Origin of the sequence: Streptomyces sp. NPDC050528, from assembly GCF_044457795.1 — a bacterium.
In the GTDB taxonomy this organism is placed as follows: domain Bacteria; phylum Actinomycetota; class Actinomycetes; order Streptomycetales; family Streptomycetaceae; genus Streptomyces.
In genome coordinates this window covers 380500-399082 of record NZ_JBITHH010000008.1, presented here as the reverse complement: position 1 = coordinate 399082, position 18583 = coordinate 380500, and the positions used below count along the sequence as shown (strand labels likewise).

12 protein-coding genes and 1 tRNA gene are annotated in these 18583 nt (G+C 69.9%); 7 read left to right on the top strand and 6 right to left on the bottom strand.

Annotation, left to right across the window (positions count from 1 at the left end):
- Nucleotides 1-414 precede the first annotated feature (414 nt).
- The 3 genes from ACIBK4_RS28400 to ACIBK4_RS28390 all read left to right on the top strand — a co-directional run bounded on the left by ACIBK4_RS28400 (nt 415) and on the right by ACIBK4_RS28390 (nt 6544).
- Complete coding sequence (locus tag ACIBK4_RS28400; RefSeq protein ID WP_398998893.1) at nt 415-2121, top strand: carbohydrate binding domain-containing protein; 1707 nt, start codon at nt 415-417, stop codon at nt 2119-2121.
- 179 nt (nt 2122-2300) lie between these two features.
- Nucleotides 2301-3842 (top strand): hypothetical protein, encoded by a 1542-nt coding sequence (locus tag ACIBK4_RS28395; RefSeq protein ID WP_398998891.1) that lies wholly within the window; start codon nt 2301-2303, stop codon nt 3840-3842.
- On the top strand, nt 3839-6544 hold the full coding sequence (locus ACIBK4_RS28390) for a hypothetical protein (protein ID WP_398998889.1): 2706 nt from the start codon (nt 3839-3841) through the stop codon (nt 6542-6544). The genes ACIBK4_RS28395 and ACIBK4_RS28390 overlap by 4 nt, the downstream gene beginning before the upstream one ends.
- Nucleotides 6545-6659: 115 nt before the next feature.
- On the opposite strand, the gene ACIBK4_RS28385 is transcribed toward ACIBK4_RS28390, so the two are convergent.
- Together ACIBK4_RS28385 and ACIBK4_RS28380 are read right to left on the bottom strand one after the other, a co-directional pair.
- Nucleotides 6660-6744, bottom strand: a tRNA-Leu gene (locus ACIBK4_RS28385).
- A gap of 208 nt (nt 6745-6952) precedes the next feature.
- On the bottom strand, nt 6953-7396 hold the full coding sequence (locus ACIBK4_RS28380; protein ID WP_398998887.1) for a MarR family winged helix-turn-helix transcriptional regulator: 444 nt from the start codon (nt 7394-7396) through the stop codon (nt 6953-6955).
- 72 nt (nt 7397-7468) lie between these two features.
- Between ACIBK4_RS28380 and ACIBK4_RS28375 the strand changes: the two genes are divergently transcribed.
- On the top strand, nt 7469-8401 hold the full coding sequence (locus ACIBK4_RS28375) for an LLM class flavin-dependent oxidoreductase (protein ID WP_398998885.1): 933 nt from the start codon (nt 7469-7471) through the stop codon (nt 8399-8401).
- Between the two features lie 179 nt (nt 8402-8580).
- On the opposite strand, the gene ACIBK4_RS28370 is transcribed toward ACIBK4_RS28375, so the two are convergent.
- The 4 genes from ACIBK4_RS28370 to sucC form a co-directional block, all read right to left on the bottom strand.
- The gene (locus ACIBK4_RS28370; RefSeq protein WP_398998883.1) at nt 8581-9330 is read right to left on the bottom strand and encodes a phosphotransferase family protein; all 750 of its coding nucleotides are present in this window, start codon (nt 9328-9330) and stop codon (nt 8581-8583) included.
- A 184-nt stretch (nt 9331-9514) separates the two neighbouring features.
- Nucleotides 9515-11101, bottom strand: coding sequence for an aldehyde dehydrogenase family protein (locus ACIBK4_RS28365; RefSeq protein ID WP_398998881.1), 1587 nt, complete (start codon nt 11099-11101; stop codon nt 9515-9517).
- A 145-nt stretch (nt 11102-11246) separates the two neighbouring features.
- The gene (sucD, locus tag ACIBK4_RS28360; protein WP_398998879.1) at nt 11247-12128 is read right to left on the bottom strand and encodes a succinate--CoA ligase subunit alpha; all 882 of its coding nucleotides are present in this window, start codon (nt 12126-12128) and stop codon (nt 11247-11249) included.
- A gap of 11 nt (nt 12129-12139) precedes the next feature.
- Nucleotides 12140-13270 carry an ADP-forming succinate--CoA ligase subunit beta gene (sucC, locus tag ACIBK4_RS28355; RefSeq protein WP_398998877.1) on the bottom strand — a complete coding sequence of 377 codons (1131 nt, stop codon included), beginning with the start codon at nt 13268-13270 and terminating at the stop codon, nt 12140-12142.
- A 177-nt stretch (nt 13271-13447) separates the two neighbouring features.
- Here sucC and ACIBK4_RS28350 point away from each other — a divergent pair, with 177 nt between their 5' ends.
- Genes ACIBK4_RS28350 through ACIBK4_RS28340 form a run of 3 tightly spaced genes read left to right on the top strand, consistent with a single transcriptional unit; the run spans nt 13448 to nt 18523 of the window.
- Complete coding sequence (locus ACIBK4_RS28350) at nt 13448-15130, top strand: thiamine pyrophosphate-binding protein (protein ID WP_398998875.1); 1683 nt, start codon at nt 13448-13450, stop codon at nt 15128-15130.
- 11 nt (nt 15131-15141) lie between these two features.
- The gene (gene frc, locus ACIBK4_RS28345) at nt 15142-16374 is read left to right on the top strand and encodes a formyl-CoA transferase (protein ID WP_390161167.1); all 1233 of its coding nucleotides are present in this window, start codon (nt 15142-15144) and stop codon (nt 16372-16374) included.
- A gap of 4 nt (nt 16375-16378) precedes the next feature.
- Nucleotides 16379-18523, top strand: coding sequence for an acetate--CoA ligase family protein (locus ACIBK4_RS28340; RefSeq protein ID WP_398998873.1), 2145 nt, complete (start codon nt 16379-16381; stop codon nt 18521-18523).
- The last annotated feature ends 60 nt before the right edge of the window (nt 18524-18583 follow it).

The window sequence follows — 18583 nt, the reverse complement described above, 5'->3', positions numbered from 1 at the left end:
GGCCACGAACCCGGTCGGCGCTCCGGCGCGGGCGCGAACCGTCGAGGACGCACCCCCCGCACCACCCTCGCGCGAGGCCACCCAGGACCCGAGCCGACCGAGCAGCCCCAGCCGAACCCCCGGAGTCTTTGCGGGAGTTTTAGCTCCAGAAGAGGGCGCCTTTCACGCCCCGCCGACGAGCGCACACCACGGACGCACCCCCGAGTCGGACATGGACACACGAGCACTACGGCCGTTCCCCTAAAGGGAGTTGACGCGGCCCACCCCGACCGGACCAAGTTGGTCTAGTCCTCTTGACGGAGACCTCCGCGAGCTGTTTGGTATGTACCAATATCCTGCACACGCCCCTCCGCTCCACCCCTCCACCACCCCGCCCCCGACGGGCAACCCGGCACCCCCGAAAGGGGAACTGTCATGCGCCTGGCAAGATTCGCGGCCTCCGTCTCCGCCCTCGCGCTCTCGGTCACCGGCGTCACCATCGCCCTGGCCCCCACGAGCAGCGCCGCGGGCACCAGCGTCTACTCCGTGGCCCCCTACGTGGACATGTCGAACAGTCAGGAAGGACTGCTCGACACCGCCATCACCGGACACAAGCTCAAGGCCTACACCGCCGCCTTCGTCCTCGGCGTGGGCTGCAACCAGATCTGGGGCGACACGCTCCCGATCGGCAACGACTCCTACACCGACCCCCTGATCACCAAGGCCAAGTCCGAAGGCGCGTCGGTCATCGTCTCCTCCGGCGGCGCCAGCGGCGAACCGCTCGCCTGGACCTGCTCGACCCAGAGCAGCATCGACGCCGGCTACCAGGCCATCATCAACGACTACGGCGTCACCCAGCTCGACTTCGACATCGAGGGCGCCGCCATCGCGGACACCGCGGCCGCGGCCCGCCAGATGCAGGCGATGAAGGACCTCAAGGCGGCCAACCCCAGCCTGCAGTTCTCGATGACCCTGCCGGTGCTGACGAGCGGGCTCACGGGCGACGGCGTCAACATCCTCAAGGCCGCCAAGAACGCGGGCATCAAGATCGACGTGGTCAACATCATGGCCATGGACTACTACGCCGGCACCGGCACCGAGATGGGCCAGGGCGCGGTCTCCGCGGCGAAGGCCACGCTGGCGCAGATGCAGTCCGTCGACTCCGGCTACACCTACGCCAACCTCGGCATCACGCCGATGATCGGCAAGAACGACGACGGTTCCACCTTCACGCTGGCGGACGCCCAGACGGTGGAGAGCTTCGCCGCGCAGAACAGCGTCGGACGGCTGGCGTTCTGGGCCATCACCCGCGACCAGGCGTGCAGCGGAAGCGCCAACTCCCTTCCCACCTGCAGTGAGATCAGCCAGAACAGCCTCGCGTTCACCGACGCGTTCGTCCCCTACGAAGGCAGTTCGGGCGGCGGCGGAGGCACCACCAGCGACTTCTCCCTTGCCCTGTCACCGAGTTCGGCCTCGGTCACCCAGGGCGGTTCGGCAACTACGGCTGTCTCTACGGCCGTTACGTCCGGCAGCGCCGAGTCCGTCAGCCTCGCCGCGTCCGGCGCACCTTCGGGCGTCAGTGTCTCGTTCAGCCCCAACTCCGTGACGTCCGGCGGCAGTTCGACGCTGACGACGACGGTCGGCTCGTCCGTGGCCGCGGGCACGTATCCGATCACCGTCACCGGTACGGCGGCGACCGGCAGCCACAGCGCGACGTACACGCTCACGGTCACGACGACCGGCGGCGGAGGTGGCGGGGGCGGTTCACTGACCAACTCCGGCTTCGAAACCGGCAGTCTGAGCCCCTGGACCTGCACGGGCGGCAGCGCGGTGGTCTCCACCCCGGTCCACAGCGGCAGCCACAGTCTCCAGGTCACGCCGAGTGCCAGCAGCACCGGCGAGTGCGACCAGAACGTCACCCTGTCCCCCAACACGAGCTACACGCTGACCTCTTGGGTGCAGGGGCCGTACGCCTATATCGGAGTGAGCGGCGGCGCCTCCGCGAGCACCTGGTCGAACAGCACGGCTTGGAACCAGCTCAAGGTCACCTTCACCACCGGCAGCAGCGGAGCGGTCACGGTCTTCGTCCACGGCTGGTACGGCCAATCGGCCGTCACCGCTGACGACTTCACCCTCGGCTGAGGACAAGGCAGGACGTCCGCCGACACAACAGCGCACCCGTTCTCCGGTCGAAAGCCGGCGAACGGGTGTGCGTGCTTTCGCACGGTACCGGCTCCCTGTCCGACATCAGCATTTACCCTGAGGCGGGGTCACGTAACTGCTGCTGACGCAAGGCTCCGGCAGCCGACAAGGGGTGGCAAGTGACAACGGATGTCCGTGGACCGGCATGGGCACTCGAAGGACTGGGCGTACGGTCCGGGCGGTACCCCTTGGCGGTGGAAGGCCCGGTCATGCGGGCGGTGGACCGGTTGGTCCCCGGGGTGTCCACGGTGACCCGGTACGTCCGCTACCACTCGATGTACGCGGCGATCGCGGCGCATGCCGAGCGGAACGCATTGGATGTCACCGCGTGCCGCCAACTGGTCCGCCGTTGCGAGGTGTTGCTGGCAGCGCTCCAGCCGCACCAGGCGGAGACCCAGGCGACCTGGTCCGCTCACGGGGTCGACCGGATACGGCGTTTCCACGCGGAGGACCTGGACCTCGCGCGCGCTGCCGACGAGGAGCAGCTCAACCAGTCGTACTCGCCCCGCCGTTGGGGGTTCTGGGATCAGTACGGCGGACCCGCGACGGTGCTCGGCACGGTGGACGTCCGGGAGGGAGCGCTCAGGCCCGGGCGGCACGCGTGTCCTGCCGCCGTCACGGATCTCTTCGCCCCGCTGCTGTCTCTCGCCTCGCGCGACGTCGTGTCCCTCGCGGCCCTGGAAACGGCGGAGCAAGCGGCCCTCGGTGTCCCCTGTCCGGCCGAACAGGCTTGGCTGACACAGGTGTTGACCGCCACCGACGCCGGTGGCGCCCATGTGCCGGAGGACTGGGAGGCGTCCGACCGCACCCGGCGCGCGACCCTCCGTACCCTCGCCCGGGCGATCGAACTCCACGGCCCCGACGGCCACGGATATCAGGAGACGCTGCGCTCCGCCGTGGCCTTCGGCGAGGAGCTGACCACGGATCCGGTCCTGACGGCGATCCCGGAGACGGCGGGTTGGCGGGGAACGCTGCTGCGTCACTATTCCGTCGGCGCCTGGCGTCGGCTGTGGGCCGCGCTGGTCGCCACGATCGGGTCCAAGGGCGGCGAGGCCGACCGCACGGCCGAGGAACTGCGCGACTGGCTCGCACAGCAGTCCCCGGAGGGGGATGTGCGGGCGCTGCTCGACGATCTGCCCCCGCTCAAGAACGCGACCGGCCAGGTGCTGCCGGCCGAACGGGAGCTCCTGGCGCCGGGCGGTGACGACCCGATGACGCAGGTGCGCCTGCTGATCGTGGGTGCGCTGCGGTCGCGGGAGGGGCATCTGTCCGACGACGTACGTGCCGTCTTCCTGGGCCGGCAACGGCGTTCGGCCGAGTTCCTCGACCCGACGTGGATCGACGGGCTCGTCAACGACTACCTGGACCGGCCGGTGCGCGATCTGGCGGCCCGGCTGGTCGACGACATGCTGGCCCAGTCCCGCCGAGTCGCCCTCGCGAAGCTGCGCACCGACCCGGCGACGGGCGGCCTGAAGATCTTCTCCCGACTGCATCTTCGCAACGAGCGGTACTTCAAGACGGGTGACGAAGGAGACTCCGACATCGGCACACGCATTCCTCAACTGGGCGTCCTGGCAGAGCAGTTGGGGCTCTTCGCCGTACGGGACGACTGTCACACCGTCACGGCGGACGGTCGGCGGATCCTGGAGACGGCACGGTGAGCGCGGTGCAGCACACCCGGTTCGCGTCCCCCGTCACGCTGTTGCGCGAATGGGCCGAACGCGGCGACCGGCAGGCACTGCACGAAGCGCTCTTCGTGGGATTCACGGTCGACCTTCCCTTCTTGGAGAGGGTCGCCGTCCCCGTCGCACGGGGTCTGGGCGCTCGCACCGCGGTGATCGGTGACGCGGCCCAGGGACTCCACGATCCGGTCGACGTCCGCATGGCCGGCCGCAGCTATCTGCACGGTCTCGCCACCTGCCGCGGCGCCTTCCACCCCAAGGTCGTGCTGCTGGTCGGCGAACACGCCTGCCGATTGGCGGTGGGCTCGGGGAACCCGACGCTGTCCGGTTGGGGTGCCAACGACGAACTGTGGACCGTGGTCGAGACCGAGGACGACGACTCCCACGCGCTGCTGGCCGACCTCGCCGACTGGCTGGACGAACTGCCCTCCGCCGTCAGCATGGCCCCCTGGTCGGCGGCCCACCTCGCGGAACTGGCCGCTCTCCTGACCGAACGGCACGTCAACGCTCCCGCCGGACCGGAAGCCGGTCCCCGCCTGCTGCACAATCTCCGGCAGAGCCTGCTGGAGCAACTGCCGCTCGGCCCGGTCGACGAACTGCACGCGTACGCCCCGTTCATCGACGAGGCCGGCCACGCCCTGCGCGCACTTGTCGACCGCATGGTCCCCGGCCGGGTCACCCTCGGCCTCCAGCCCCGCTGGTCGAGTTACGACGCCGGATCGGTCCGAGCGGCCCTCGGCGGCACTGCCGCGCAGATCCGCCTCCTCGACGAGACACGGATGCGGCACGGCAAGTTCATCGAATGGCAGACCGGCGGCCGACGGTACGCGCTCACCGGCAGCGCCAACCTCACCCGCGCCGCGCTGGGTTCCAGCACGAGGGACGGCGGCAACTGCGAACTCGCCGTATTCTCCGCCGACACGCTCCCGCTGCTCCCCGACGAAGGCCGCACCGCTCCGCTCGCGAGCCTGACCGGCCGCACCATCCGGCCGTTCACCTCCACCGGCGACGCGCTCGTCCTGCTCGGCGCGAAAACGGACAGCGAGGGCCTGCACGTCTCACTGGCCCGCAGCAGGCCGGTACCCGTTGCCGTCAGCACGTCTCCCGACGGTTCGCCGGGCTCGTGGACGGAGATCGGCTCCATCTCCCCCGGGGCATCGGCCTGTTCCTTCCCACAGCCCGAAGTCCCGGGCGCCGCGGTGCGCGCCACCTGCGTCCGGCCGGACGGCAGCACCGTCGAATCGGCGGTCGTCTTCGTCTACAGCCCCGTGCACTGCGCCGGCCGCCACGGCGCCGACAGCGGACCCCGGCTGCGCTACGACTACACGGCACAGGCCCTGTTCGCCGACGAGCGCGCCGCCCGCCGCTTCGAGACCGATCTGCTGCGCCTGCGCGAACTCACCGCCGGCACGTCCACGCCCCGGCCTCGGGTGAGCCCGGCGACCGGCACCGCGACAGCCTCGGTCGCGGTGAGCGCGGTCGACCGCTGGGACGCCTACGTGGCGGACTGCCGCCGGATGATCGGGGCACCGCTGACGGATCTGGCGTTCGGCACGTTGCAGATGGGCCTGCCGCAGGCGCCGTCGTCACGGTGGGTCGTGTCGGCGGTCACCGGCAACAGTGCCGCGGAGGACGACGAGGCGTACGAGACGTACGAGGACGAAGCGGAGGACGAGGAGCCGTTCACCGCGAACGTGCCTGTCGCACCCCACATTCCGCCCGACCAGCGGGTCCACTGCCGCACCTGGATCCGCCGCTGGGTGGGTACGCTCGCCGACCCCGCCCCCGCCCCCCACCCCGACGCACCGCCCGCGACACGCGTATCGCTACCGGTGCGGCTGGTCGTGGCGAACCTGTACGTCCAGCTCCTGGCCGCCGGAGTCTGGGACGAGCACGACCAGACCTGGCGCGAGGGCCTCAGCGATCTCCTTGAGGCACTCGGTTCCGACGAAGAACCGGGCGAACCAGGCGAACCTGAGCAGCAGACGCCACCCGAGACGCGGCGTCGACTGGACGCGGTCGCGGCCGTGGTGATGACACTCCTCGGCCAGGACGCCACCTTCACCGGAGGCGGTGAGCACGATGTGCTGGCCGCCCACGCGTGGCAACGCGCGAAGAGCATGATCGCGCGCGCCGACCCCGCCCAGGCGGAGGACCTGATGATCCCGCCGGAGCAGGCGCTCGCCCGCGTCGCTCCTTGGACCGAGGTGGAACGGCTCATCGCCCGGGCCCAGGAGGACGATCCCCTCACGGAGGTGGTCGAGGAGCTCTCCGCGTCGGGCTGGGAGGCCTCGTACGAGGACGGGCTCTGGGAGATCACCGGCTCCTTCGGCAACGCGGTCCCCGTCGTGACCCGAGCCGCCGACCGGCTCGGGCGGCACCATCCGAACGGCGTGCTCGTCCGCGCCCGGAGCAGAAACCGCTGGGCCTTCGTCGCCTGGGCGGCCCCCCACCTGGTCCTCCTGAACCCCCCGGCCCGCGTCTGGCGCACCTACCAGGTACGTCCCCCGGCCACACCGGAATCACGGTTCAGCGGCGGCGACCTCTCCGCGGTACCGGGCCGCGTCGGCAACCCGGCCCCGCTCCCCAAGGGCCCGCCCGAGGCACTGAGAAAGATCCTGGCCGAAGTGGGCCTGCCCTACCCGGAGTTGATCCGGCGACTGTTCGCCGAGGACGTGTGAGGAGGGGGGCAGTGAGTCTCCGAGCGCTACGACGCGCTCCGCTCCCAGGGCTCCGAACGCAGAATTACCGGTGAGCCACAAGGCCCGACCGGTAATTCGTGAACGTCCCGCTGTGTGTCCGAGGGGGGACTTGAACCCCCACGCCCGTTAAAGGGCACTAGCACCTCAAGCTAGCGCGTCTGCCATTCCGCCACCCGGACTAGGTGTCTGCCGCCTGACCGGGGGTGTTCCCCGCGGCGACATGGACAACAATACCAAGCTTTCGGAGCGCCTTTCACCTGCATATCCACCCCCGGGAGAGGAGGGTGCGGCAGGCCTGCGACCTGCGGGAAGCCACCACCGCGGATGATCGATCGGCTACGCGCCCAGGCCGGATTCCGCCGCCTCGTCGCCAGGTCACCCGGCCGCTCACTCCCGCTCCGTGAGCACCAGCGTCTGCAGTGCCCGAACGAGTGACGCCGCCGCTTCCTCGTCGAGCGGCGCGAGGAACCGGCGCTCGGCGGCCCGGCGGGCCTTCTCTCCCTGGCGCAGGCACTCCCGGCCCTCCGCGGTCAGTTCGACGATGTTCTTGCGGCGGTCGTGCGGGCTGCGGCGCCGCTCCACCAGACCGTGGTCCTCCAGGCCGTCGATCAGCGACACCATCGTGGTGCGGTCGACCCCGAGCCGCCCGGCCGCCTCGACCTGCGACAACGGCTCCCCCGCCGACAGCACCACCAGTACGGCCAGCTCATGCCCGTCCACACCGTGCGGCGCCAGCGCCTCGGCCGACGTTCTGGCCAGTCTGGCCTGGGCGTGCTTGAGGAGGTAGCCGAGCCGGGACTCCAGGGGCACGGGCTGCTGATCGTTGGCCATGCGTCGACTGTATCCCCACTCAATCCCTCATCTGATCGTCAGCAGTCCTGATGATTGGCTACGCTGACAGTCATGACAGACACGACAGAAGGCGACGCCACTCGCACGACCCCCCTCCGCTTCGGCATCAAGACCACCCCCATGCACGTGCCGTACGAGGACATCCGGCGGGTCTGGCTGGAGGCCGACACCGTTCCGGAGATCGCAGACGCCTGGCTGTGGGACCACCTGCTGCCGGTCGCCGGGCCGAAGGACGGGCAGATACACGAGAGTTGGACCCTGCTCAGCGCACTCGCCGCACAGACGGCGCGGCTGCGGCTCGGGCTCCTCGTCACCAGCAACCGCATCCGCCCGCCGGCCGTGCTCGGCAAGATGGCGTCCACGGTGGACGTCGTCTCGGGCGGCCGTCTCGTCCTCGGACTTGGCGTCGGCGGCACGCATCAGCCGCCGGGGGCCGGGGGAATCGCGGGCGCCAATCCGGCGATCGCCGAGTACGAGGCGTACGGCCTCTCGCTCGTCCCGCCCGGCGAGGGCCTCGCGCGACTCGCGGAGACCGTCGAGATCCTGAAGGGCATGTGGACCCGGGACGTCTTCGACTTCGAGGGGCGCCACTACCGCCTCCGGGGCACACGCTGCGAGCCCAAGCCCGTGCAACGGCCGGGTCCCCCACTCCTCATCGGCGGCTGGGGCACCCGGCTGCTACGGCTGGTCGCCGAGCACGCCGACATGTGGAACGTTCCCGGCCCCCCGCACAACACCGTCGCCTACGTCGCCGAGCGCTCCCGCGTCCTCGACGCCCACTGCGCCGAACTGGGCCGCGACCCCGGCGAGATCACGCGTTCCGTGCAGCTCCTGGTGTCGTACGACGATCCTGCCGCGACGCGGAAGACGGTCGGGCGACTCGTCGACGCCGGGATGAACCACATCGTGCTGAGTCTGCCGCGCCCCTATCCGCCGGGCGTGGCACGGTGGTTGGCCGACGAGATCATCGCCGGGTGGCACTAGCGAGTCCCGACAGAAGGAGGTTTCGCCGGGTCACGGCAGGAGCGGTCGCGCTGCCGTACTGGTTCCGCCGGCGGCGACCGCGCACCGCACTTCGCCGGGAGCACCGGCGGGCGACGCACCCCGCGAAACGGCCTGCTCGACGTGCCGGAACGCACTCGTAGCAGCGAGCCCGCGCAGCCTCACATCCGGGATCTCAGCACATCGACCTCACAGCCCGGCGCGAACGGGTCGAAGCCGTGCTCGACCAGCCAGCGAATCACCAGCAGGCTGCGCAACGACCACCACGCGCGGATCACGTCGAGATCGAGGTCGACATCGGTGCCATAGCCCGCGACAACGTCGCCGAGGCGGTCCTCGTGTCCGAGCGTCAAGGTGGCGAGGTCGAACAGGGCATCGCCCCCGCCCGCCTCGGACCAGTCGATGATGCCCGTGACCTCGTCGCCGTCGACGAACACGTGCGTGATCTGGAGGTCGCCGTGCGTGAACCTCGGCATCCACGGCCGGAGCGCGGCCTCGGCGACCCGGCGGTTGCGGGTGACCAGGTCGGCGGGCAGGACGCCGTTCGTCACGAGCTGCTCGCATTCGGCGTCGAGATCCGCCGTCAACGCGTCGAGGCCCTTTCCCCGGCTGGGCCAGGGCGGCAACGGCGCGTCGTGCAACTTCCGGATGGCGGCACCCGTAGCTGCCCACGCCGCCGGGGACGCGGTCGACGGCTCGCCGAGGCGGCCGAGTGCCGTCCCCGGGACCGCGGCGATCGCGAGCACGGGCGGCTTGCGCCACAGCACCTCCGGGGTCGGGACCGGCACCAGGGCCATCGCCTCGACCTCCACGTCGAGGCGCGCCTGATCGGCGTCCACCTTCAGGAACACGTCGCCGACGCGCAGGGTCGCGCGCTCGGAATGGGCGACGACGACTTCGACCTCGTCCATGGGCGCCCAGTATCCCGACGCCGGCCGTCCGCGTCGCCGGGTTTATCGCGTACGACCGCGTACCTGACCGCGTCCGGCCACCCGGCGCCGCGAAGGGGCCGCCCGGCGGATCCTGCCGCGCACTGGGCCGGATCCGCCGGACAGAACCCGGGCGGAGCGGATACGAGCACCGCCCCGCCTCCGGTCACGGCATGAGCTGGTACTCCGGGAAGTTGCCCGGCAACCGCTCCCCCACCGGCCCGAACGTCACCGCGCGGATGAGGAGTTCGCCGCCGACGAACGCTCCGCGCCAGGACGCGCCGAAGCCGCCGAAGAGTTCGTCGCGGTCGCCGCGCGAGCGTGGCCTGCCGTGGCCGACCTTGAACGCCCGTATCTGCGGGGCGAGTCGGTCGTACGTCGCCCGGTCGTCGGTGGACAGGGTGGCGACCAGCGCGCCGTTGGACGCGTTCATCGCGGCCAGCAGCTCCGCCTCCGTGTCGACCAGGACGATGGTGTCGACCGGGCCGAACGGTTCCGCGTGGTGCAGCGGGGACGACGGCGGCGGGTTGAGAAGGGTGACGGGACGGACGTACGCCGAAGTGTCCTGCCCGGGAAGGAAGTTGGCGTCGGACAGTGTGCCGCGGTGCAGGGGTACGGCACCGCGGTCGATCGCCTCGGCCACCTGGTCGTGGAGTTCCTTGGCCTTGGCCGCGTTGATCACCGGGCCGAAGTCCAGTTCCGGGTACGGGTCTTGGGCGTGCCGGACCGCAAGTGGGTGGCCGACGCGGAGAGTTCGGACCGCCGGGAGGTAGGCCGTGAGGAACTCGTCGAACAGCTCACGCTGGACCACGAAGCGCGGATACGCCGTGCACCGCTGCTTGCCGTAGTCGAACAGCTTGGGGATGACGGCGGTGAGCGTGTCCCAGTCCGTGTGGTTCCAGATGCCCCAGGTGTTGAGACCTTCCTGTTCGAGGATGTGCCGTTTGCCGAGGTCCGCCACGGCCGTGGCCACCGCGGCTCCGGTGTCGCGGCCGCCGACGAAGGAGACGCAGCCGATCTCGGGCGCGCGCACCAGGGCTTCCGACAACTCGCCCCCGCTGCCGCTGACGAGGGTGACCGGGATCCCCTCGCGCGCGGCCAGCGCGGCGGCCAGGGTGAGGCAGGCGACGCCGCCGTCGGTCGGGGTCTTGGCGATGACCGCGTTCCCGGCCAGCGCCTGGACCAGCATCGCGTGGACGAGCACGCTCATCGGGTAGTTCCAGCTCGCGATGTTGGACACCGGGCCGTCCAGCGGGGTGCGGCCGGCGAGCATCGGCTCGATGCCGTCGACGTACCAGCGCACACCGTCGACGGCCCGGTCCACGTCGGCCTGCGCGAGCCGCCAGGGCTTGCCGATCTCCCAGACCAGCAGCAGCGCGAGGAGTTCGCGGTGCTCGGTCAGGGCGTCCAGTGTGGCTGCGACGCGGGCGCGCCGCTCGTCGAGCGGGACGTGCCGCCAGGCGCGGTGCTGGTCGAGGGAGGCGCGCACGGCCTGGTGGGCGGTGGACCGGTCCAAGCGGGGCGGGCCCGCAATGGGGCTGCCGTCGACGGGAGTTGTGGCGGGCAGGGCCCGGCCGTCCCGCTGCCAGGCCGCGTTCCAGAGGTTGAGGACCCGGTCGTCCTGGAACGCCTCGGGCGCGACGGCGAGACACCGCCGCCAGGCGTCGCTCCAGGACGTGCCCGCTTTGAGGGTCGGGGGATGAAGGGAGGGGGTGGAGGTGGGGCCGGGGTTGGGGCTGAGGGTTGATGCCATGCTTCTGCTCCGCTCTCGGTGCACAGTCGGGGCGGGGTGAGGCAGGAACAGTCCAACGCACGAACTGTCGTACACGTGAAGCTAGTTGCGCTCGAAGGAGCGCGACAGTGACGGCACATCAACTATGAGTGACATCACGTGCCGCTTACGGGAGATTCAACCGGTCCAACACCAGCCGGGCGGTCTCCGTCGGCGTACGTCCGACCTTCACTCCTACGGCCTCCAGCGCCTCCTTCTTGGCCGCCGCCGTACCGGAGGAGCCGGACACGATGGCGCCCGCGTGGCCCATCGTCTTGCCCTCGGGTGCGGTGAAGCCGGCGATGTAGCCGACGACCGGCTTGGTGACGTGGTCGCGGATGTAGGCGGCGGCACGTTCCTCGGCGTCGCCGCCGATCTCCCCGATGAGGACGACGAGTTCGGTGTCGGGGTCGTCCTGGAACGCGGCGAGGCAGTCGATGTGGGTCGTGCCGACGACAGGGTCACCGCCGATTCCCACGCAGGTCGAGAAGCCGATGTCCCGTAGCTCGTACATGAGTTGATAGGTGAGCGTGCCCGACTTCGACACCAGTCCGATACGGCCCGGCTTGGTGATGTCGGCGGGGATGATGCCCGCGTTGGCCTGGCCGGGGGTGATCAGGCCTGGGCAGTTGGGGCCGATGATCCGGGTGCCTTTCGACGCGGCGTACGCCGTGAAGGCGACCGAGTCGTGAACCGGGATGCCCTCGGTGATGACGACGGCGAGGCCGATGCCCGCGTCGGCCGCCTCGATCACGGCCGCTTTGGCGAAGGCGGGCGGCACGAACACGACGCTGACATCGGCTCCGGTCGACTGCATACCGTCGGCGACCGACCCGAAGACGGGGACGGCTCGGTCGTCGAAGTCGACGGTACGGCCGGCCTTGCGCGGGTTGACGCCGCCGACGACGTTCGTGCCGGCCGCGAGCATGCGGCGGGTGTGCTTCATGCCCTCGCCGCCGGTCATGCCCTGGACGAGGACCTTGCTCTCCTTGGTGAGGTAGATCGCCATGTCCCGGATCCTTAGTGTGCGTTGGCGAGGTCGGCGGCGCGACGGGCGGCGCCGTCCATGGTGGTGGCCTGCTGGACCAGCGGATGCGCATGCCCGTCGAGAATGGCCCGGCCCCGGGCCGCGTTGTTGCCGTCGAGCCGGACGACCAGCGGCTTGGTCAACCGCAGCGATTCCAGGGCCCGTACGATGCCGTCGGCCACCGCGTCGCACGCGGTGATCCCGCCGAAGACGTTGACGAACACCGACTTCACGGCCGGGTCGGAGAGGATGACGGACAGCCCGTCGGCCATGATCTGGGCCGATGCCCCGCCGCCGATGTCGAGGAAATTGGCGGGGCGGGCGCCGCAGCCGGCGACCACGTCGAGCGTCGACATGACCAGGCCGGCGCCGTTGCCGATGATCCCGACCTCGCCGTCGAGCTTGACGTAGTTGAGCCCCTTCGCGGCGGCCGCCGCCTCCAGCGGATCGTCGTGCGCCGCACCCTCGGCACCCCAACGCGCCTGCCGGAAACGGGCGTTGTCGTCCAGTGTCACCTTGCCGTCGAGGGCGAGGATCTGCCCCCGCTTCGTCCGCACGAGCGGGTTCACCTCGACGAGGACGGCGTCCTCGCGGACCAGCACCTCCCACAGCCGCACGAGGACGTCGACCGTCTGCGGCGGCAGCCCGGCCGCCTCGGCGATCTCGCCCGCCTTCGCCGAGGTGACACCCTCGGCAGGGTCGATGTGCATACGGGCGACCGCATCCGGTCGACCGGCGGCGACCTCCTCGATCTCCATACCGCCCTCCGCCGACGCGATCGCGAGGAAACGGCCCGCCGCACGGTCGAGGACGTAGGAGACGTAGAACTCGCTCTCGATGTCGACGGGTTGGGCCAGCATCACCGTGCCGACCGTATGACCCTTGATGTCCATGCCGAGGATCTGGCGTGCGGTCAGCTCGGCGGCGGCCGGGTCGGCGGCGAGTTTGACCCCGCCCGCCTTGCCGCGCCCGCCGGTCTTGACCTGCGCCTTCACCACAACGCGTCCGCCCAGCCTGCGGGCGATCTCCCGTGCCTCCTTGGACGAGGCGGTGACCTCGGCCCGGGGCACCAGGATGCCGTGTTCCTCGAAGAGTTCCCTTGCCTGGTGCTCGTACAGATCCATCCGAGCTCCTCGCTGCTGTGTCTGTCCGGGGAGCAACCCCGACCCCCGAAAAGTGCCGCACGCCCCCTGGACACCACCCACCGGATGCGGGATAACAAGTTTCATACAGTATTCGTCGACTGTATGCAATGTACCGCGAGAGCGTTCCAACCCCCTACGAAGGGACAGGACTTCGCCATGCCCGACGACACCCAGGACGTGATTTCCGGTGGTCATCTCGTCGCCAAAGCCCTGAAGGCCGAGGGGGTCGACCGCATCTACACCCTGTGCGGCGGCCACATCATCGACATCTACGACGGCTGCGTCGACGAGGGCATAGAAGTCGTCGACGTACGGCACGAACAGGTCGCCGCCCACGCCGCCGACGGCTACGCACGGATCACCGGCAGGCCCGGCTGTGCGGTGGTCACCGCGGGACCCGGTACGACCGACGCCGTCACCGGTGTCGCCAACGCCTTCCGCGCCGAGTCCCCGATGCTGCTGATCGGCGGCCAAGGGGCCCTGACCCAGCACAAGATGGGGTCCCTCCAGGACCTGCCGCACGTCGACATGATGACGCCGATCACCAAGTTCGCGGCGACGGTGCCGGACACGGCCCGCGCCGCCGACATGGTGTCGATGGCGTTCCGCGAGTGCTACCACGGCGCGCCCGGGCCCTCCTTCCTGGAGATCCCGCGCGACGTCCTCGACGCGAAGGTGCCGGTGGGCAAGGCCCGGGTGCCCAAGCCCGGTGCCTACCGTGCCTCGACCCGCTCCGCCGGCGACCCCGAGGCGATCGAGAAGCTCGCCGACCTGCTGGTCCACGCCGAGAAGCCGGCGATCCTGTTGGGCAGCCAGGTGTGGACAACTCGCGGCACCGAGGCGGCCATTGACCTCGTCCGCACGCTCAACATCCCCGCGTACATGAACGGCGCGGGCCGCGGCACCCTCCCACCCGGCGACCCGCACCACTTCCAACTCTCGCGCCGCTACGCCTTCTCCAACGCCGACGTCATCGTCATCGTCGGCACGCCCTTCGACTTCCGCATGGGCTACGGCAAGCGGCTGTCGCCGGACGCGACCGTCGTGCAGATCGACCTCGACTACCGCACCGTCGGCAAGAACCGCGACATCGACCTCGGCGTCGTCGGCGACGCGGGGCTCGTCCTGAAGTCGGTCGCGGAAGCCGCCTCGGGACGCCTCAACGGCGGGGCGTCCAGGCGCAAGGAGTGGCTCGACGAGCTGCGCGCCGTCGAACAGGCCGCGATCGAGAAGCGGTTGCCGAGTCTCAGGTCGGACGCCTCGCCGATCCACCCGTACCGCCTGGTCAGCGAGATCAACGACTTCCTCACCGAGGACTCGATCTACATCGGCGACGGCGGCGACATCGTCACCTTCTCCGGCCAGGTCGTGCAGCCCAAGTCGCCCGGCCACTGGATGGATCCGGGCCCGCTCGGCACCCTCGGCGTCGGCGTCCCGTTCGTCCTCGCGGCCAAGCAGGCACGCCCCGACAAGGAGGTCGTCGCGCTGTTCGGCGACGGCGCGTTCTCCCTCACCGGCTGGGACTTCGAGACTCTCGTCCGCTACGACCTCCCGTTCGTCGGCATCGTCGGCAACAACTCCTCGATGAACCAGATCCGTTACGGCCAGGCCGCCAAGTACGGCCTGGAACGCGAGCGGGTCGGCAACACCCTCGGCGATGTCCACTACGACAAGTTCGCCCAGATGCTGGGCGGTTACGGCGAGGAGGTCCGCGACCCCGCCGACATCGGCCCCGCGCTGCAACGCGCCCGCGAGTCGGGCAAGCCGTCGCTGATCAACGTCTGGGTCGACCCGGACGCGTACGCCCCCGGAACCATGAACCAGACGATGTACAAGTGAGGTGAACGGCCATGACCGCCAGGGCACTTGAGGGCATCCGCGTCCTCGACATGACGCACGTCCAGTCCGGCCCCTCCGCCACCCAACTCCTCGCCTGGCTCGGCGCCGACGTCGTCAAGCTGGAGGCACCGACCGGCGACATCACGCGCAAGCAGCTGCGCGACCTCCCGGACGTCGACTCGCTCTACTTCACGATGCTCAACTGCAACAAGCGGAGCATCACCCTGAACACCAAGACCGAGCGCGGCAAGGAGATCCTCACCGAGCTGATCCGGCGCTCCGACGTCATGGTCGAGAACTTCGGGCCGGGCGCGGTCGACCGTATGGGGTTCACCTGGGATCGCATACAGGAGATCAATCCCCGCATTGTGTACGCGTCCATCAAGGGCTTCGGAGACGGCCCGTACACCAACTTCAAGGCGTACGAGGTCGTCGCGCAGGCCATGGGCGGTTCGATGTCGACCACCGGCTTCGAGGACGGGCCACCGCTGGCCACGGGCGCTCAGATCGGCGATTCAGGAACGGGAGTGCATACAGTAGCCGGGATACTGGCGGCACTCTTCCAACGTGAGCACACCGGCCGCGGTCAGCGCGTCAACGTCGCCATGCAGCACGCCGTGCTCAACCTGTGCCGGGTAAAGCTGCGCGACCAGCAGCGCCTCGCGCACGGCCCGCTCGCCGAGTACCCGAACGACGACTTCGGCGACGAGGTGCCCCGCTCGGGCAACGCGTCCGGCGGCGGTCAGCCCGGCTGGGCGGTCAAGTGCGCGCCGGGCGGCCCGAACGACTACGTGTACGTCATCGTGCAGCCCGTCGGCTGGAAGCCGCTCACCGAGCTGATCGGCCGGCCCGAGCTGGCCGAGGACCCCGAGTGGGCCACGCCCGAGGCCCGGTTGCCGCAGCTCTCCAAGATGTTCCAGCTGATCGAGGAGTGGTCGTCCACCCTGCCCAAGTGGGAGGTGCTGGAGCGGCTCAACGCCCACAACATCCCGTGCGGGCCGATCCTGTCGACCAGGGAGATCATCGAGGACGAGTCGCTGGTCGCCAACGAGATGGTCGTGACGGTGCCGCACCCCGAGCGCGGCGAGTTCGTCACCGTGGGCAGCCCGCTGAAGCTCTCCGACTCCCCCGTGGACGTGACCAGTTCACCGCTGCTCGGCGAGCACAACGAAGAGGTCTACATCGGCGAACTCGGTCTCGGTGACGAAGAGTTGCGCCTCCTCAAGTCGAACGGGGTGATCTGACGTGATGGCAGAGGACCGGACCCTGAGGGTGCGCGCACTCCTCGACTCCGTGCGGGCCGAGGGACGGTTCGCGCTCACCGCGCCGGAGGGCAAGGTGATCGCCGACGCGTACGGGATCGCCGTACCGGGCGAGGAGTTGGCGACGGACGTCGACGAGGCGGTGGCGTTCGCGGCGCGGTTCGGCGGGCCCGTCGTGATGAAGATCGTCTCGCCCGACATCCTGCACAAGACCGACGCCGGCGGAGTCGTCGTCGGGGTGGAGGGCGCGGCGGACGTACGGGCCGCGTTCCACAGGATCGTCGACAACGCGCGGGCCTACGACGCGCAAGCTCGCATCGAGGGCGTCCAGGTACAGGAGTTGCTGCCGCAGGGGCAGGAGGTGATCGTCGGCGCGGTGACCGACCCGACGTTCGGGAAGGTGGTCGCGTTCGGGCTCGGCGGGGTGCTGGTCGAGGTGTTGAAGGACGTGACGTTCCGGCTCGCTCCTGTGACCCCGGACGAGGCTCTGTCGATGCTGGACTCGATCCGGGCGGCGGAGATCCTGCGCGGGGTGCGCGGCGCACCCGCCGTCGACCGGTGGGCGATCGCCGAGCAGATCCGCAGGGTGTCCCAACTGGTCGCGGACTTCCCGGAGATCGCCGAGGTGGACCTCAATCCGGTGATCGCGACGCCGGAGGGCGCGGTCGCCGCGGACATTCGAGTCATCCTCGCCGAGTCGCAGCCGGTACCCCGTCGACGGTATACACGCGACGAAATCCTGACGACCATGCGCCGTCTCATGGAGCCGACCTCGGTCGCCGTGATCGGCGCCTCGAACGAACAGGGCAAGATCGGCAATTCGGTAATGCGCAACCTGATCGACGGCGGCTTCGCCGGGGAGATCCATCCGGTGAACCCCAAGGCCGATGACATTCTCGGCCGCAAGGCGTACAAGAGTGTCACGGACGTTCCCGGTGAGGTGGATGTGGCCGTCTTCGCCATTCCCGCCAAGTTCGTGGCAGCGGCACTGGAGGAGGTGGGGCGCAAGAACATCCCCAACGCCGTCCTCATCCCCTCCGGGTTCGCGGAGACCGGCGAAGTCGCCCTCCAGGAAGAGATCGTGGCGATCGCCGAGCGCTACGGCGTCCGTCTCCTCGGCCCGAACATCTACGGCTACTACTCGACCTGGCAGGACCTGTGCGCCACGTTCTGCACGCCGTACGACGTGAAGGGCGGGGTGGCGCTGACCTCGCAGTCCGGTGGGATCGGGATGGCGATTCTCGGCTTCGCGCGGACCACGAAGACGGGGGTGTCGGCGATCGTCGGGCTCGGCAACAAGTCGGACCTGGACGAGGACGACCTGCTGACCTGGTTCGGCGAGGACCCGCACACCGAGTGCATCGCGATGCACCTGGAGGACCTCAAGGACGGCCGCGCGTTCGTCGAGGCGGCCCGAAAGACCGTGCCCCGTAAGCCGGTTGTGGTCCTGAAGGCGGGTCGTACGGCGGCCGGTGCGAAGGCCGCCGGCTCGCACACGGGCGCGCTGGCCGGCGACGACGCGGTCTACGAGGACATCCTCAAGCAGGCCGGTGTCATCCGGGCCCCCGGGCTCAACGACATGCTGGAGTACGCGCGCGGGCTGCCCGTGCTGCCAACTCCCCAGGGAGACAACGTCGTTATCATCACCGGCGCCGGAGGCAGCGGTGTGCTCCTCTCCGACGCGGTGACCGACAACGGCCTTGCCCTGATGGAGATTCCGGCCGATCTGGACGCGTCGTTCCGGAAGTTCATCCCGCCGTTCGGAGCTGCGGGCAACCCGGTCGACATCACCGGGGGCGAGCCGCCGTCGACGTACGAGGCGACGATCCGGCTCGGTCTTGAGGACCCGCGCATCCACGCGCTGGTCCTGGGCTACTGGCACACCATCGTCACTCCCCCGATGGTCTTCGCGGAGCTGACGGCGCGCGTGGTCGCCGAGTTCAAGGAACGGGGCATCGAGAAGCCGGTGGTGGCGTCGCTCGCGGGTGATGTCGAGGTCGAGGAGGCCTGCCAGTACCTGTACGAGCGCGGGGTCGTGGCGTACCCGTACACGACGGAGAAGCCGGTGGCCGTGCTCGGCGCGAAGTACCGATGGGCGCGCGCGGCAGGGCTGTTGGGCGGTGGTTCATGACATGAGCCGACGCGGGGCCGGTCGACAGTGCGGTCGGCCGGCCCCCGGGACCCGTGCGCA

Bases quoted from the DNA above. Each gene is read 5' to 3' on its own strand.
- ACIBK4_RS28340 (WP_398998873.1), top strand. From the start codon at position 16,379: ATGGCAGAGGACCGGACCCTGAGGGTGCGCGCACTCCTCGACTCCGTG.
- frc (WP_390161167.1), top strand. From the start codon at position 15,142: ATGACCGCCAGGGCACTTGAGGGCATCCGCGTCCTCGACATGACGCAC.
- ACIBK4_RS28365 (WP_398998881.1), bottom strand. From the start codon at position 11,101: ATGGCATCAACCCTCAGCCCCAACCCCGGCCCCACCTCCACCCCCTCC.
- ACIBK4_RS28400 (WP_398998893.1), top strand. From the start codon at position 415: ATGCGCCTGGCAAGATTCGCGGCCTCCGTCTCCGCCCTCGCGCTCTCG.
- ACIBK4_RS28350 (WP_398998875.1), top strand. From the start codon at position 13,448: ATGCCCGACGACACCCAGGACGTGATTTCCGGTGGTCATCTCGTCGCC.
- sucC (WP_398998877.1), bottom strand. From the start codon at position 13,270: ATGGATCTGTACGAGCACCAGGCAAGGGAACTCTTCGAGGAACACGGC.
- ACIBK4_RS28375 (WP_398998885.1), top strand. From the start codon at position 7,469: ATGACAGACACGACAGAAGGCGACGCCACTCGCACGACCCCCCTCCGC.
- ACIBK4_RS28380 (WP_398998887.1), bottom strand. From the start codon at position 7,396: ATGGCCAACGATCAGCAGCCCGTGCCCCTGGAGTCCCGGCTCGGCTAC.
- sucD (WP_398998879.1), bottom strand. From the start codon at position 12,128: ATGGCGATCTACCTCACCAAGGAGAGCAAGGTCCTCGTCCAGGGCATG.
- ACIBK4_RS28370 (WP_398998883.1), bottom strand. From the start codon at position 9,330: ATGGACGAGGTCGAAGTCGTCGTCGCCCATTCCGAGCGCGCGACCCTG.